The following is a 14,654-nucleotide window of genomic DNA, read 5'->3' as shown; positions in this document are numbered from 1 at the left end:
GCGACCTATTTTATGAGTGAATCTATTGAAAGACTAGAAGAAGCCAAAGATAAAGTTATTGGCACGATAGCGGAGACAATGGATTTGTACGGGGTAACACCAGCTGCGGCCAATTTATACGCAACGATGTATTTTAAAGATCAGATGACTCTTGATGAAATGCGAACAGAACTCGGCATGAGCAAACCAAGCATGAGTACGAGCGTTCGGAGACTACAAGAAATTAAGATGGTAAAAAAAACATTCACACGCGGCTCGAGGAAACATACATACGTAGCAGAGAAGAATTTCTTCCGCTCTTTTATGGCATTTTATTGTCAGATGTGGGAACGCGAAGCGAAAATGAATATGGAAGCCATCGAAGAAGCACAAGAAGAATTCATCGAAGTCATCAAAGATTCAAGCAGCACTCCAGAAATCGTTGCAGAAGCAAAATCATACTATGATCAACTAGAAGAATCGAAGACCTACTATCGTTGGTTGGAGGATTTAGTTGAAAGCATTCGAAGCGGGCAAATATTCGAATTCTTACCGAAAGATCCACAAGATTAACGATCAAGAAAAGGTAGCCTATAGCAATGAGCTATAGGCTACCTTTTTTATTGGAATAGAAATTCACTCCTATCATTCATGCTTGATTCCATTCCAAAATATGCGCCATACATTTTTCAAACGCTCTTCATACTCAACTTCTGAATAATAGAATAGCTGCTCTAAGCTACCATCAAGTAAACATAAATAAGCATCGATCACTTGATCTTCCTTCGCTCGAATATCTCCTTTCCGCTTCCCCTCTTTAACAATCTCCATTAATACTTCCGTTAAGGCTTTTTCTGATTCGATAAACTGTTCATTGTAGGTATCATTTACTTTTAGCGAAGGGAAAAGCATGAATCTCTTAAATAATAGACCAAGATCTTCATTCTTAAGATAAGCAGAGTTATCTTTCAACAAATAATACAGTTGCTGCTCTGTTGTCATGTTCCTGAACTTCTCAACTCTTTCTTTTAGAAAAAGGCGATAGTCTCTATTTACTTTTTGAAGCATTCCGAGAAAGAGATCTTCTTTGCTATCGAAATGGGCGTATAAAGATGGCTTCTTTATTCCAACACATTGTGCGATTTTCGTTAAAGACGTTCCTTCAAATCCATTTCTAGCAAACAGCGGCAAAGCTGCTTTTTCTATTTTTTCAACCATTGGGGTAGATGACATGTTAACCACTCCTTGCTTTTTGTCCAAGCATCATTCATACCATACTACATTTCCTCTCTAGCGTAAAAACGGGTGCGACTGGAATAACGAAGGCACATTGCAGATTACTCAGACACCGGTTTGACAAAAAAAATCTCTTCCTGTAGCATTTACAATTAATTGCGTTAAGAAAATATTTAACATACTTAATTTTTTGTACAAAAAGGAGTGGAGCGTTACTTAAAAAGTATGAAACTCGTTGTCCTCTTGATTTGATAAGGATTCCGTAGTAACGAGTTAACAAAGTATGAAATGAAACCGTTGTTTTATAAAAATTGCATCATGAAGGAAGAAAGTGTCTTATTGCAGAGATACGCCTGAAAAAGGTTTTAAATTAAAACTATTTCGAGGGGTGATGATATTTTGACTAAACGAAAAGGAAACCTGTTAAAAGCAGGAGTTTTTGTAACAGCCATTGTCATTATGTTTATTTACTTAGGAGCAACAAATTCAGATATCAACTGGGGTTCATTTATTTCAATGCTCGCCTTTTACGGGGTCATCTATTATATTGGGGCCTTTATGGCCAGTAACAAATCCGAGTCAGCATCCGATATGATGGTAGCTAAACGATCGTTACCACTATGGATCTCTATGTTTACGATGGCTGCAACTTGGGTCGGCGGTGGATACATATCAGGAACAGCAGAATCAACGTATTCCTTTGGATTAGCATGGGCCCAGGCCCCGTGGGGGTACGCACTGAGCTTAATTATTGGCGGTATTTTCTACGCTAGAAAAATGCGTCGCTATGAATTCATGACCATGATCGATCCACTCGAACAGCGCTTTGGTAAGAAAGTTGCTGGTGTATTATACATCCCAGCACTTTTAGGCGAAGTCTTTTGGAGTGGTGCGATTCTAACTGCTTTAGGGACTACATTTGGAACGATTCTAGGACTTGACTTCCAAACATCGATTATCCTATCAGCCATTATCGCGATTGCCTACACAGTGGTGGGAGGCATGTGGTCCGTTGCTTTTACGGACGTTTTTCAAATGCTCGCCGTCATGATCGGCTTGTTCTTAGTACTACCATTTGCACTATCAGAAGTAGGCGGATTAAGTTCCGTTTGGAGTAATTACCAAACAGACATGGGAAGTTATGCAAGTCTCTTTCCCCCTCTAGACGGCTGGAAGGATCCTGAATGGGGGAACTATTACTGGAACTGGTGGGACTTTGCCCTACTCCTTATTTTCGGAGGGATCCCATGGCAAGTATACTTTCAGCGTGTGCTTTCAGCTAAGACTGAGAAAACAGCTATGTGGCTTTCCATCACAGCAGGATTTATCTGTATTCTAGCAGCAGTCCCTGCAGTGATCATCGGAGCGATCGGGTTAGATACCGACTGGGCAAGTCTTGGCGTAAATGCACCTGATAATCCAGCGATGATCCTCCCTTATGTGCTGCAATATTTAACGCCTGATATTATTGGAGCAATTGGATTAGGAGCACTCGCAGCTGCCGTTATGTCATCGATGGATTCGTCCATCTTATCAGCGTCTTCCATGGCTGCTTGGAATGTGTATCGACCACTGTTCAAACCAAAAGCTTCAAGTGATCAGCTTAAGAAAATGATCAAACGTTCCATCATCCTTGTTGGAATTGCAGCGACGATCATCGCATTGAATGTGAAAAGTGTTTATGCCTTATGGTATCTTGCTGCTGATCTTGTATACGTTATTCTATTTCCACAGCTCACAACCGCACTGTTCTTTAAAGGAGCAAATAAATATGGGGCAGTTGCAGGTTTAATCGTTTCCTTCGTTTTACGTCTAGGCGGGGGAGAGCCGATCATCGGACTTCCTGTATTCTTGCCATATCCAATGATCGAAGCAGGCACAGTACTCTTTCCATTCCGAACACTCGCAATGGTTTCTGGCTTAGTGACAATTATCGTTGTGTCTAAATTGACTCAAAAAGTTTGTCCACCTAAGCCATTGTTGATGCCGGCAGAGAGAAAAAATGGAAATGAAAAGATTGAGAAGATCGCCTGATTTAGGTTGTACTAATCAATGAAGCAAAATGGAATGGTTTAAAAGCATAAAATAAAGCACCTCACATAATGCGCCTACTAGCATTATGTGAGGTGCTTTTTATGATTGATTCATACTCAAATTACAAACCACCACGTTAAAATGGGGAGTCCCTTACCCTCTCTCTTTTGCCACCTGCGTATCACGAATATTTTTCTGAATCGTTATGGCTGCAAATAAACTAAGAACGAATGACATTCCGTAAAATCCTTTTTCACTTAAGATGATACTTCCAGCGTTATAAAGTCCGATTGCCATCAAAGAGATCGCGATAATTACTGCAAACCAACTTAGTCCATAATAAATGCCCGAGACAGGGATATCTTCTTCCTTGTCTCTAACCGCTTTTTGCAGAGAAACAGCTGCATACAGCCCAAATACCAATACAGCAAAGTAATACCCCTTCTCATTCAGTTCCATCCCAGCATTAAAAAGACCGATTAAATAAGCGGAAACACCGATGACCAAAGCTGCCCAGCTTGCCCCTTTAAAAGCTGCAGTCGGTTCCCCTTCTTTTCTTTCCACCTTCACCTTTGGCTTTTTTTCATCCTTCACTAACGGGTTACCATTTACTTCTGACATTACCCGCCCCCCTTTTTACTATACGCAGGCTATTTTACTATCCTACACAGACTATTATAGCAATATTTTACATTTTAACACTATTATTGTATGAATTTTTTGTTATTTATAAATAAGACGAGTTTATATCCTCTATTTAAATTAATCTTCAAGGTTGTGATACTTATCACAGAAGACGGTTTAAGGATTGGCGATAATAAACATGTGATCAGACTATTAAAGTAGGAGCGTGAGAAAAATGTTTATTCAATTTCTAAGAGAAAACAAAGTAGCTTCTGGTATTCTATTGTTCATACGTTTATACCTAGGTTATCAATGGATAACTGCTGGCTGGGGAAAGATCACAGGTGGTTTTGATGCAAATGGCTATCTTCAAGGAGCAGTTGCGAAGGCTACCGGTGAACATCCTGCTGTGCAAGGATGGTGGGCTGCATTCTTAGAAGGGTTTGCGATCCCAAATGTCGAGCTTTTCAATGTACTCGTTGCTTGGGGAGAATTGCTTGTTGGACTTGGCCTAATTCTTGGTACCTTCACAACCCTTGCAGCATTAATGGGAGTTATCATGAATTTTGCCTTCCTATTTAGTGGAACAACAAGCACGAACCCGATGATGGTGATCCTTGGAGTGCTCATCTTAATTGCAGGTTACAATGCTGCTAAGATTGGTCTTGATCGATGGGTAATCCCATTTATCAAGCAAGGACTTCATATTCGTAATGTTAAGGTAAAGCCTGCGCTTGAGCATAAATAATCACAAAAGGTTCCGACTAAACACGATGTCGGAACCTTTTTTACACTTAAAATTCATTTTTCATTTGGGATTCAGACTCTTTTTGTGCTGGACTAATGCAATCATCAGGTTCGACTCCTTGTCCTACGCTAATTCGTCCACTTATACCCAACTCCCCAAACAGTCTTTAGGTGCTCCTCTATTTGAAAGCCGGATTGCCGGCATTTCTCTCGAAGGTTTCGGATATGGGAATCGATTGTGCGGCCTTCTGTACTCGACTCGAAGCCCCAAATCATTTGTATGAGGTGCTCTCTACTGAAGACTCGGTTTGGGTTTTTCATAAAGAGGCCAAGAAGGTTAAATTCTATCGGAGTCATCGTGATCGACTTTCCTTCATAGGAAACCGTATGTGTATCCTTATTCCATCTTAATCCTTCCACAACCAGAGTGTTTTCATTACCCTGATGAAATCTCCTGAAAACAGCTTCGATTCTTGCGAGAAGAACTTCTTCATCGAATGGCTTTGTGATATAGTCATCTGCTCCTAGCTTCAACCCTTTAACGATATCGTCCGATTGATCCCTTGCTGTTAACATGATGATTGGCACTTTTGAAAAAGCACGTATCTCTTTACATGTAGACCACCCATCCATTTCAGGCATCATCACATCTAACAACACGAGATCAATCTTATTCTTTTTTAAAACATCCAAGGCTTTCAAACCTGAATTCACTTTATACGTCATGTAGCCTTTTGGCTCCAAAAACAATTCGATTAGTTCTACCATTCGTTCTTCATCATCTACGATTAAAACGTGTTGCATGTGATTCAACTCCTGGAATGACAATTTTGATCGTTGTGCCTTTATTTACCTCGCTTGTAGCTGAAATTGTACCTTCATGTTTCTCGATTATTTCCTTTGCGATGGCAAGCCCTAACCCAGAACCGCCGTACTTTCTTGATCGTGATTTATCCACTCGATAGAGGCGGTCAAAAATAAACGGAAGATCTTCTTCAGGAATACCTTCTCCCTCATCAATAACCTCGATTTGTAAATCATGATGTGCTTGAAAAACTTCGATTTTCACACGTTTACCTCTTTCAGAGTAATGAAGGGCATTATCTAACAGGTTGAGTAAGACTTGAGAAAACCTCTCAGGATCTAGAGTAATGAACATTTCTTCTTGACATGAAGCTATCAGCTTTATCTCTTTGTCTTCGAACGCAGGCATCACTTTTTCTCTCACTTGATTGACGAGAGAACAAATTTCAATTTTCTCCCGTTCGATCAAGAACCCTTTTTGATCCATTTTCGCCATGTCGAATAAGTCTTTTACTAAGTTTGTAAGGTTTCCAGATTCCTCTTTTATGATTGTAAGGTACCGGTTTCTTTCCTCTGGTGTAAGATTATCCCGCTTTGCAATATCCGCATAACCGCTTAAATACGTGAGTGGAGTACGTAACTCATGAGAAATACTTGCGAGAAACTCACTTCGTTCATTCTTTAAACGAAGTAAGTCGTTCGATAACGTTTGAATGGCTCTAGCGAGTTCTCCTAATTCATCATCGCGATCTTCAATTAAATACACATCATGCTCTCCATTACTCATCTTCTGAGTCGCTTCTTTCATATGTATAAGGGGCTTCGTAATGATTCGAGATAAGTAAATGATCGTGATTACCGTTAGAAATAGAGCTAACCCAGTTACGATCAAAAACTGAACGGTCAATTTATCACGAATATCTCTGATCCCTTCTGTATCGAGAAACATATACACATATCCTATGGAAACACCATTGATCACTACTGGAGAAACCGTCGATACATATGGCGCACTCGCCCAATCTCCTTCTATAATCCCGTCTTCTACTTTGGTGTGATCAATAGACTGGATAATTGATTGAATAGCTGGTGTAATCGTATTCGAATGGTCGAGAATCGAATTTGTGGCATCCGTTATGACAACTTGAGTCTCAGCCTCAGATTCCATCAATGCAACATGAGCTCTTGTCGCTTCATCAAAGTGCTTTTCCAGAACATCTCGATGACTATTTCCCCGGGCCATCAATGAATCGGTTTCTACCATGACACGCTGGTTGAGATACCCAAAATATAAAACAACAAAGAGTATGCCTTCTAACAAAATGATGCTCGTTAGAAACAAGAAGCCTAATTTTGTTGCTAATTTATTCTTTCGTTTAAATAGCATAATGGTCCCCTTTATGATTGATCCTACCACTAGTATATCGAGAAACTGTGCATTCCACTTTTTACATCTCTAATAAGACTTTATTAAAAAAACACAAAAAAAGCTACAGCCCCCATGCCTTTCTGAAAGAGGGGGTGTAGCTTTTTATAAGTACAAATATTCATTAAGCTGCAAGCTTCTTACATTCTTCTGCACATTTAAAGCAAGCGTCCGCGCAATCTTGGCAATGCTTATGATCGTGCTTCTTACACTCATTCCCACACGCTTCACAAATAGCTGCACAAGCTTGAGCAAGTTCAGCTGCAAATGGTGTACCTCTAACTAGCGCTTGTTCAAGGAATCCACAAATATCCGAACATTCGCGATCAAGACGAATACATTCAGCCATCATCTTGACATCATCTTCCTTTAAGCAAGAATCGTAACAGTGATTACATGCAGTCATGCATTCATGAAGCGTTTCGATCATTGAACCGTATTTTTCGTGTGACATAATCAAATTCCTCCTTCATATTTGTTTACACTTTGGTATTTTGCCTCAATTTAAGGGATCAAAACATCATTTTGAAATAAATTGGTATTTTGCAAAATTTCATGTTTTATGCACACTTTCTCCATATTATTGGGTTACATATATACGTTAAGACTACAAAAAGCTGAAAGATATCACCTATCTCATTCGACAGAGACGGACTCTATATCGAGTATCTTCATATAAAAAAAGAGAAGCAAATGTTTTACATTTGCTTCATTGGTGACGAAAGACTAGCTCTTATTCAGGCATATTCTCAATATCTCCACTACTCTGGTAAAATTCTTTGAAGTTGTTATAGTTTACGTATGACACCATTCCGTTAGTAGCGTGGTGTAAATCATGACAATGAAATAACCAATTCCCAGGATTATCTGCTAGAAAAGCAACTTCATAGGTTTCTCCTGCTTTAACGTTTAGTGTATCTTTCATGATCGGAGCTCCTTTAAGTTCTTTTCCATTTTTACTTAGAACCTGGAAGAAGTGACCATGTAGATGCATTGGGTGCACGGATTTATCTTCACTATAATTGGTCAACGTTACTTTCACTTTATCATCTTTGTTTACGTTTAACGGTGGAACATCAGGGAATGTCTCGTTATTAATCGTCCATTCCATCTCCATCGATTTATGATTCATCTTCACTCCAAGATCCATGGTATACTCTACATCAAACTGATCATCTATTGAAAATGGTCCTTTTTTCTTTTCTCCAAGGTTGTTTAGATCGATCACGTTCGTTACATCTTCTGAATGTGTTTGCGTGTTAGAAGGGTTCTCCCCCTCAAACACAAAATCAATGTTCATACCTCCTGCTTCTCCACGATCATCATGACTGTCAATAAAGAAGCTTCCCTTCTTACCATTTGCTATAAATTCAATATCATAACGCTCTCCAGGTGCAATTTCGATTAAAGAAGGTGAATTCGTTTTAGGGTTATTTATTTTTTGACCATCCACGTGTGTAACTTGATAGTCTATGGGAATGTGTAATTTATGAGCCATGTAACCAGCATTAATAAATCTCAATTTAACTTGCTCACCATGCTTAAGTTGCATTGCCTCAATACTTTCTGACGCCTTTCCATTTATGGTCATTAAATCATAAGAGCTCATATCATGTTTCATCATCTCGTCCATACTTCCTGTATGATGATTACTCATACCATGATGGTCATTCTCCTCACTCGTCATGCTATGATCCTCTGAATCTTTTTGTCCAGACTCCCATTCATCAAGCACAAAGGTTAGATCCTTATCCGCACTAACACCTTCTTTTGGCTCAACAATCAGTGTCCCATACAACCCTTTATCGATTTGATTGACGCCATTCTGATGGGAGTGGTACCAATATGTACCAGGTTCATTCGCCACAAATTCATACACGTACGAATCACCTGGTAAAACCGCGTCCTGCGTTACCCCTGGGATTCCGTCTTGTTTATTTGATAGAGGAACACCGTGCCAGTGAATCGAAGTAGGTTCTTCTAACTCATTTTCCAATGTAACGCGAATGGCTTCTCCTTCGGTTATGCGTAGTTCTTCACCAGGAACTGTTCCGTTATATGTCCAAACAGGAAGTGTGGTTTCTGAATCGAATGTCCATGTCGATTCCTCAGCAGTTAACGTGAATTCATTTACTTTCTTTCCGCTAAGATCTTCCTCTTTTGCTTCCACACTTTCCTGATTCGTGCTGGTTGTTAACGTTTTTTGATTAGAATTGCTTCCGGCACAAGCGGACAATACGAATATTAATAAAAATAAAGATAGTATTGCTCTTTTCATGACTACACCTCCATCAAATACCTTGCTAAATGAATTATATGGAATGATTGTGCAGAGACTGTGCATCTTAATTGTATTTTTGGACACATAACTTCAAAAAAACCTTATTCTAGCGATCTATGAAAGAATAAGGTCTGTTTTATTAACCTTGACTGTTATACGCATCAAGGATGTGGTTTTTTGCGTTACACTTAGTTTAGTTGTGATAGTTGCCACTCTTTTGATCATTTTCATTTTGGTAAATAAAAATGAGAGAGGTTCGCCCTCTCTCATTCTCATCGTTACTTTACATCATACCCTTGTTCTTCTACTGCTTCATTCATATCAGATACAGTGACTTTAGCTGAATCGTACGATACATCCGCCTTGCCTTGCTTCAGATCAACCTCAACACCTGAAACACCCTCTAACTCGGTTAATGCTGTTTCCACTGCCGATTTGCAGTGGTTGCACGTCATACCTTCAATTTTGATCGTTGTTTGTTCCATGTTTAAAATCTCCCTTCAAGAATGAAATTATAATTTAACTCGCTTCAATCGAAGTGAGTTCGTTACAACTGATACAGAACTGAATGCCATTGCGGCTCCAGCTACCCATGGTGCTAATAGACCGATTGCAGCGATCGGTATACCGATCGAGTTATAGAATAGTGCCCAGAATAAGTTTTGGCGAATGTTTTTCATCGTTTTTCGACTTAAGTTGATCGCCTTTGGAATATGCTCTAAGTCCCCTCCAACAAGGGTAACATCAGCCGTTTCGATCGCAACGTCGGTACCTGTTCCGATCGCCATCCCTATATCAGCCGTTGCAAGAGCTGGCGCATCGTTTATTCCGTCACCAACCATGGCAATTCGTTTCCCTTGACCTTGCAACTCTTTTACTTTGTTTGCTTTGTCTTCTGGAAGAACTTCTGCATAAATACCTGTGATGTTCACTTGTTTTCCAATTGCTTCTGCCGTGCGTTTATTATCTCCAGTAATCATGTAAACATCGATACCGAGATTTCGTAATTCTTGTATCGCTTGTTTCGATGTTTCTTTCACTGTATCAGCAACGGCGATGATACCGCTAATGTTTTGCTCGATGGCGATGAACATAGCGGTCTTTCCTTCTGTTTCATAAGCTGCCATCACTTCTTCATGTTGCGTGTACTGAATATTTTCTCGTTCCATTAATTTTCTCGTTCCGACCAGCACCCTCTTACCGTCGATCATAGACGTAATACCGTGCCCCGGGATCGCTTCGAAACTCTCAGCTTCATCCACTTTGATTTGTTTTTGTTCACCGTATTGAACGATCGACCTAGCAAGTGGATGCTCGGAGGCTTTTTCTGCGGCTACAAGATAGGATAAGACTTCTTGTTCTTCCCCTTCAAACACTTTGAAGTCCGTTACTTCCGGTTTCCCTTTCGTAATCGTTCCTGTTTTATCTAACAAGATCGCGTCGACTTTGTGTGTGCCCTCAAGAAATTCGCCGCCTTTGAACAGCACGCCTATTTCAGCACCTTTCCCTGTGCCTACCATGATCGAAGTAGGTGTTGCTAGACCAAGTGCACATGGACAAGCAATCACGAGAACGGCAATCGCAACTTCTAGTGCCTGAGGTAAATCGTATGGGTTCACCCATAAATACCAGACAAGGAACGTTACGAAGGCAATACCAACAACGATCGGAACAAAAATGCCTGAGATGACATCTGCCATTCTTTGAATTGGGGCTTTTGAACCTTGAGCTTCTTCTACAATTTTAATGATCCCTGCTAATGCAGTATCACTTCCTACTTTCTCAGCCGTGATCGACAAAGTACCATTTTCATTAATGGTTGAACCGATGACCGCATCACCGTTAGTTTTTTCAATAGGGATCGACTCTCCGGTAATCATAGATTCATCTACTGAGGACTTCCCTTTTTGGACGCTTCCATCAACTGGAATCTTTTCACCCGGCCGGACGATGATCGTATCACCAACGACTACCTGATCGACTGGAACCTTCACTTCTTCTCCGTCTCGTAAAACACTCGCTTCTTTCGCCTGCAGGTTGAGAAGCTTCGTGATCGCTTGCGTCGTCCTGCCCTTGGCAAGATCTTCAAACAACTTCCCAACAAGAATTAGTGTGATTAAAACAGCACTCGTTTCAAAATACAATTCCGGATGGTACCCTGGCGTAAGGAGTAATCGAATACCCTCCACCACACTATAAAAGTAAGCAGCTGATGTCCCAAGAGCTACGAGGACATCCATGTTAGCACTCTTATTAATAAGAGCACGGTAAGCACCTACGTAAAACGGAGCACCAATATAGAACTGTACAGGAGTAGCCAATAGAAATTGAAACCAAGGGTTCATGAAAAGGTCAGGCAGCGGAAGAGCAACATCGAACGGAAGATGAGCAATCATGGTGTATAGTAACGGTAGTGAAAGCAAGACCGAAATACCAAGCTTTACTTTTTTCTTTTTTATTTCTTCTTCCTTGTGGGATTTCTTCTCTTCTCGATCTTCTTTAACGACGGCATCATATCCTAATTTCTTTACCTTTTCGATGATCTCATCTACCGTAATGGCACCAGGCTGATATGCGACAACACCCGATTCTGTTGTCAGGTTTACCGAAGCTGACGCTACTCCAGAGGTTCGGTTCAATCCTTTTTCGACCCTGGTTGAACAAGCAGCACATGTCATCCCATGGATGTCTAACTCAACTTGTTCTTTACGAACCCCGTATCCTAACTTTTCTATTTTGTTGACGATGTCTGAAGGGTTAACTTTTTGTTCGTCGAACTGAACATCTGCTCTTTCCATCGCAAGGTTCACATTCGCTTCAACGCCGTCCATTTTGTTTAGAACTTTCTCAATGCGCTGTGAACATGAAGCACATGTCATACCTGTTATATCGAGTGACGTTTTCTTTACAGCATCCATTTTATCACCTTCTTATTTGGAGAATTGTTGGATCACTTTCATCAATTCCTCTATATGATGATCACCATTTCCTTCTTGAATCGAACTTGCCACGCAAGTTTTTGTATGCCTTTCGAGTAAGGTATACCCTACTTTCTTTAAAGCAGCTTGAATGGCTGATAATTGAATCAGAATATCCACACAATAACGATCATCACCGACCATTTTCTGAATCCCACGAATTTGCCCCTCTATTCGCTTCAAGCGATTTTGCAGCTGCTGCTTTTCTTCTTCGGTCCGATTCTCAGATGGCTGTTTATCTGGTTGAAGCTCAAGATCCAAATCTTTATTCATAGTGGTCATCTCCTTTTTATTATTATATTTAAAATATACCCCCGTAAGGTATGTTAGTCAAGTGATATATATACTAATTTATTGAATAATACTTATATATGATTATTTTACCCTTAGGGGGTACCTGTTTAAACACAACAAAAAAGGGCAATCGAATGACAGCCCTTCTCGCTACCTTCCTCCAAGAAGAAGCGACGTAATCTCTTCTTCATTGTTTTCAAAGCCGGTAAACGTGTATTGTTTTCTATTTAGTCCCCATATTGAAGAGGCGGTGATGATGATACCTGGAACGATTCGATTTCCAAGTTGATCGATCATGTCACTTTCTTTATGGGGAGAAGACGATAAATCGTGCTCTTCATATGCGATCGATGAAGTTGAAAGAAACTCTTTCAATTTTTGGCAATCTCCTCAAGTGGGTCTTGTATAAACAGTTACGCTCGTTATATTCATCTTCATTCCTCCCCTAACTGCTGATTTCGTTAAAACCAGTATGTGATCGCATCGAGGGTCCCGATTACAACCAGGGTCACACCTGCAATTCTTTGTAAAACCAATCCGATCTTTCTACTTCTTTTCATTAGTGATCCACTTAATCCGAAATACCAGATTAAAAACATCGCGAAAATAAAAGGTAAAGATGTCCCTATAGCAAACGTAGCTGGCAGCACTGCACCGTAAGGACTAGCAAGGACAAGAGGCATCAATAAGATAAAAAACAACGAAAACATGGTAGGACAAAACCCTAATGAAAAGCTTCCTCCCATTAGAAACGCGCCCCATTTCCCCTTCTTTAAAAACTTTTTAGGAACTTCGCCTAGCTTTAGATTCCAATTCATTTTGAATACCCCTAATAGGTATAAACCGATTAAGATGACAAGCGGTCCGAAGAACTTCCTTGCCAAGGGTAAAACCTTTGTAAGGCTTTGCTGAAACTCTTGTCCAAGCATCCATACGATAAAGCCAAGTGTTGAGAAAACAACGATTTTACCCAGTATAAACGAAAACACTTCGCCCCAGGCGATTCCTTTTTGAAATGAACGATTTCCATAGAACGTGATCGCGCCAATATTTCCTGTGAACTGACAAGGGGCAGTCGCGCCAAGCACTCCCAGAATAAAAGCGGATAACAAAGGAATTGAATTCGTCTGGTAGGCGAGTGTTGTGAGAGGCCCACTAAGCAGTTGACTCAATGAATTAAAAACATCATACATATTAAGACTCCTTACTTAAGCCTCGCTTACTCAACAATCTCTCCATTCTTAACGAGTGCATTCCATTCTTCACCGAGATTTGTTGTTTTATAAATCGACTCACTTGTCGTATGAAAAACAATCTCTTCCTCATTCTGAGGATTGACTGCTATAAAATCGATCGTCTCGATCTCATCACTTGGCATCGCGAGTTCCTGCTCATCTCCGTTACTTAACTCTTGAATGACTAATTTATTATTCTCTTTAGCATAAATCAGTTGATTTTCCATAAAAGAAACAGCGCTAACTGATACTTCATCAGTAACTCGGTCGAACGAACTTCCTTTATCACTTGAAACATATAAGCCTTCAGGTGATGTTAAGGCTAATACGTTTGAATCTACTGGGTGCGTCGCTATACCCGATAATCGATCAGGTGCGCCATTCAATTCAACTGGCTCCCATTCTTTTGCATCTTCACTAAAGTAGACCCCGATATCCATCTCACTGTTCTTTTGCTGATTCACTGCATAAATGGCATGACTCTCATAACCTACAGTAAGATAATGAAAATCTGATTCTCCCTGGAAACCTAACTCATTGATTGTATTTCCTCTATCTGTACTCTTGATTAAACCGAGTGGATTAGGAAGGTCAGATCCCTCTCCTGGGTGGCCGCTACTATAAAAACCGTCAGAAACTGCGTTAAAACCCATGTAATCATTTTTATTATCTTTCGCTGCATACCAGGAATCTTCGAAATAAATGATCGGACCATTATGAGTCGCAATCATCAATTCATTCCGATCCCCTGGATATCCGATTCCATGGACATGCTCGATTTTCTTATTTTTTAGTTCACCATAAAAGCTTGATTCAGTTAAAGAAACCAGTTTATCTGATTGTTCTTCTTGAACGACTTCCGTGTTGTCTTCAGCTTTCGATTCCTCATTATTTTGACATCCTGCACCTACTAAAAGGATTGCTGTTCCTACAACAATCAACGTTTTCTTTTTCAAATCATAATCATCCTTTTGCATTGAAGTAAACATCCTCATCTACTTTAACAATAAAATATG

General features: G+C 40.1%; 14 protein-coding genes and 1 pseudogene. 3 read left to right on the top strand and 12 right to left on the bottom strand.

Annotated elements, in window-relative coordinates; translation table 11 throughout:
* The first annotated feature begins 12 nt into the window (after positions 1 to 12).
* Positions 13 to 552 carry a choline uptake/conversion transcriptional regulator CudC gene (gene cudC / locus ACXADT_RS08055; RefSeq protein WP_474834128.1) on the top strand — a complete coding sequence of 180 codons (540 nt, stop codon included), beginning with the start codon at positions 13 to 15 and terminating at the stop codon, positions 550 to 552.
* Positions 553 to 624: 72 nt separating this feature from the next.
* Here cudC and ACXADT_RS08050 read toward each other — a convergent pair whose 3' ends face one another.
* Positions 625 to 1,212 (bottom strand): TetR/AcrR family transcriptional regulator, encoded by a 588-nt coding sequence (locus tag ACXADT_RS08050; RefSeq protein ID WP_474834126.1) that lies wholly within the window; start codon positions 1,210 to 1,212, stop codon positions 625 to 627.
* Positions 1,213 to 1,674: 462 nt separating this feature from the next.
* Between ACXADT_RS08050 and ACXADT_RS08045 the strand changes: the two genes are divergently transcribed.
* On the top strand, positions 1,675 to 3,249 hold the full coding sequence (locus ACXADT_RS08045) for a high affinity choline transporter 1 (protein WP_474834676.1): 1,575 nt from the start codon (positions 1,675 to 1,677) through the stop codon (positions 3,247 to 3,249).
* 153 nt (positions 3,250 to 3,402) lie between these two features.
* On the opposite strand, the gene yiaA is transcribed toward ACXADT_RS08045, so the two are convergent.
* Positions 3,403 to 3,870, bottom strand: coding sequence for an inner membrane protein YiaA (gene yiaA, locus ACXADT_RS08040; RefSeq protein ID WP_270179797.1), 468 nt, complete (start codon positions 3,868 to 3,870; stop codon positions 3,403 to 3,405).
* 238 nt (positions 3,871 to 4,108) lie between these two features.
* Between yiaA and ACXADT_RS08035 the strand changes: the two genes are divergently transcribed.
* Positions 4,109 to 4,621 (top strand): DoxX family membrane protein, encoded by a 513-nt coding sequence (locus ACXADT_RS08035; RefSeq protein WP_474834124.1) that lies wholly within the window; start codon positions 4,109 to 4,111, stop codon positions 4,619 to 4,621.
* 128 nt (positions 4,622 to 4,749) lie between these two features.
* Here ACXADT_RS08035 and ACXADT_RS08030 read toward each other — a convergent pair whose 3' ends face one another.
* The 10 genes and pseudogenes from ACXADT_RS08030 to ACXADT_RS07985 all read right to left on the bottom strand — a co-directional run bounded on the left by ACXADT_RS08030 (position 4,750) and on the right by ACXADT_RS07985 (position 14,615).
* Positions 4,750 to 5,424 carry a response regulator transcription factor gene (locus ACXADT_RS08030; RefSeq protein ID WP_474834122.1) on the bottom strand — a complete coding sequence of 225 codons (675 nt, stop codon included), beginning with the start codon at positions 5,422 to 5,424 and terminating at the stop codon, positions 4,750 to 4,752.
* A complete protein-coding gene (locus ACXADT_RS08025) occupies positions 5,399 to 6,811 on the bottom strand; it encodes a sensor histidine kinase (RefSeq protein WP_474834120.1) in 1,413 nt (470 codons plus the stop codon). The genes ACXADT_RS08030 and ACXADT_RS08025 overlap by 26 nt, the downstream gene beginning before the upstream one ends.
* Positions 6,812 to 6,974: 163 nt before the next feature.
* Positions 6,975 to 7,304 carry a four-helix bundle copper-binding protein gene (locus tag ACXADT_RS08020; protein WP_474834118.1) on the bottom strand — a complete coding sequence of 110 codons (330 nt, stop codon included), beginning with the start codon at positions 7,302 to 7,304 and terminating at the stop codon, positions 6,975 to 6,977.
* Positions 7,305 to 7,583: 279 nt separating this feature from the next.
* A complete protein-coding gene (locus tag ACXADT_RS08015) occupies positions 7,584 to 9,128 on the bottom strand; it encodes a multicopper oxidase family protein (protein ID WP_474834116.1) in 1,545 nt (514 codons plus the stop codon).
* 281 nt (positions 9,129 to 9,409) lie between these two features.
* The gene (copZ, locus tag ACXADT_RS08010) at positions 9,410 to 9,616 is read right to left on the bottom strand and encodes a copper chaperone CopZ (protein ID WP_270179813.1); all 207 of its coding nucleotides are present in this window, start codon (positions 9,614 to 9,616) and stop codon (positions 9,410 to 9,412) included.
* A 27-nt stretch (positions 9,617 to 9,643) separates the two neighbouring features.
* Positions 9,644 to 12,049 (bottom strand): heavy metal translocating P-type ATPase, encoded by a 2,406-nt coding sequence (locus ACXADT_RS08005; RefSeq protein WP_474834114.1) that lies wholly within the window; start codon positions 12,047 to 12,049, stop codon positions 9,644 to 9,646.
* 12 nt (positions 12,050 to 12,061) lie between these two features.
* Positions 12,062 to 12,382 carry a metal-sensing transcriptional repressor gene (locus ACXADT_RS08000; protein WP_270179815.1) on the bottom strand — a complete coding sequence of 107 codons (321 nt, stop codon included), beginning with the start codon at positions 12,380 to 12,382 and terminating at the stop codon, positions 12,062 to 12,064.
* A gap of 171 nt (positions 12,383 to 12,553) precedes the next feature.
* A pseudogene (locus ACXADT_RS07995) lies at positions 12,554 to 12,781 on the bottom strand (glutaredoxin family protein); the annotation flags it as partial.
* An 83-nt stretch (positions 12,782 to 12,864) separates the two neighbouring features.
* Complete coding sequence (locus tag ACXADT_RS07990) at positions 12,865 to 13,596, bottom strand: urease accessory protein UreH domain-containing protein (RefSeq protein ID WP_474834112.1); 732 nt, start codon at positions 13,594 to 13,596, stop codon at positions 12,865 to 12,867.
* A gap of 26 nt (positions 13,597 to 13,622) precedes the next feature.
* On the bottom strand, positions 13,623 to 14,615 hold the full coding sequence (locus ACXADT_RS07985; protein WP_474834110.1) for a F510_1955 family glycosylhydrolase: 993 nt from the start codon (positions 14,613 to 14,615) through the stop codon (positions 13,623 to 13,625).
* Between the last annotated feature and the right edge of the window lie 39 nt (positions 14,616 to 14,654).

It is taken from the genome of Anaerobacillus sp. ABR4_321 (assembly GCF_056158505.1).
The sequence above is the reverse complement of the archived record's forward strand: the minus strand, read 5'-3'. Positions and strand labels throughout refer to the sequence as shown.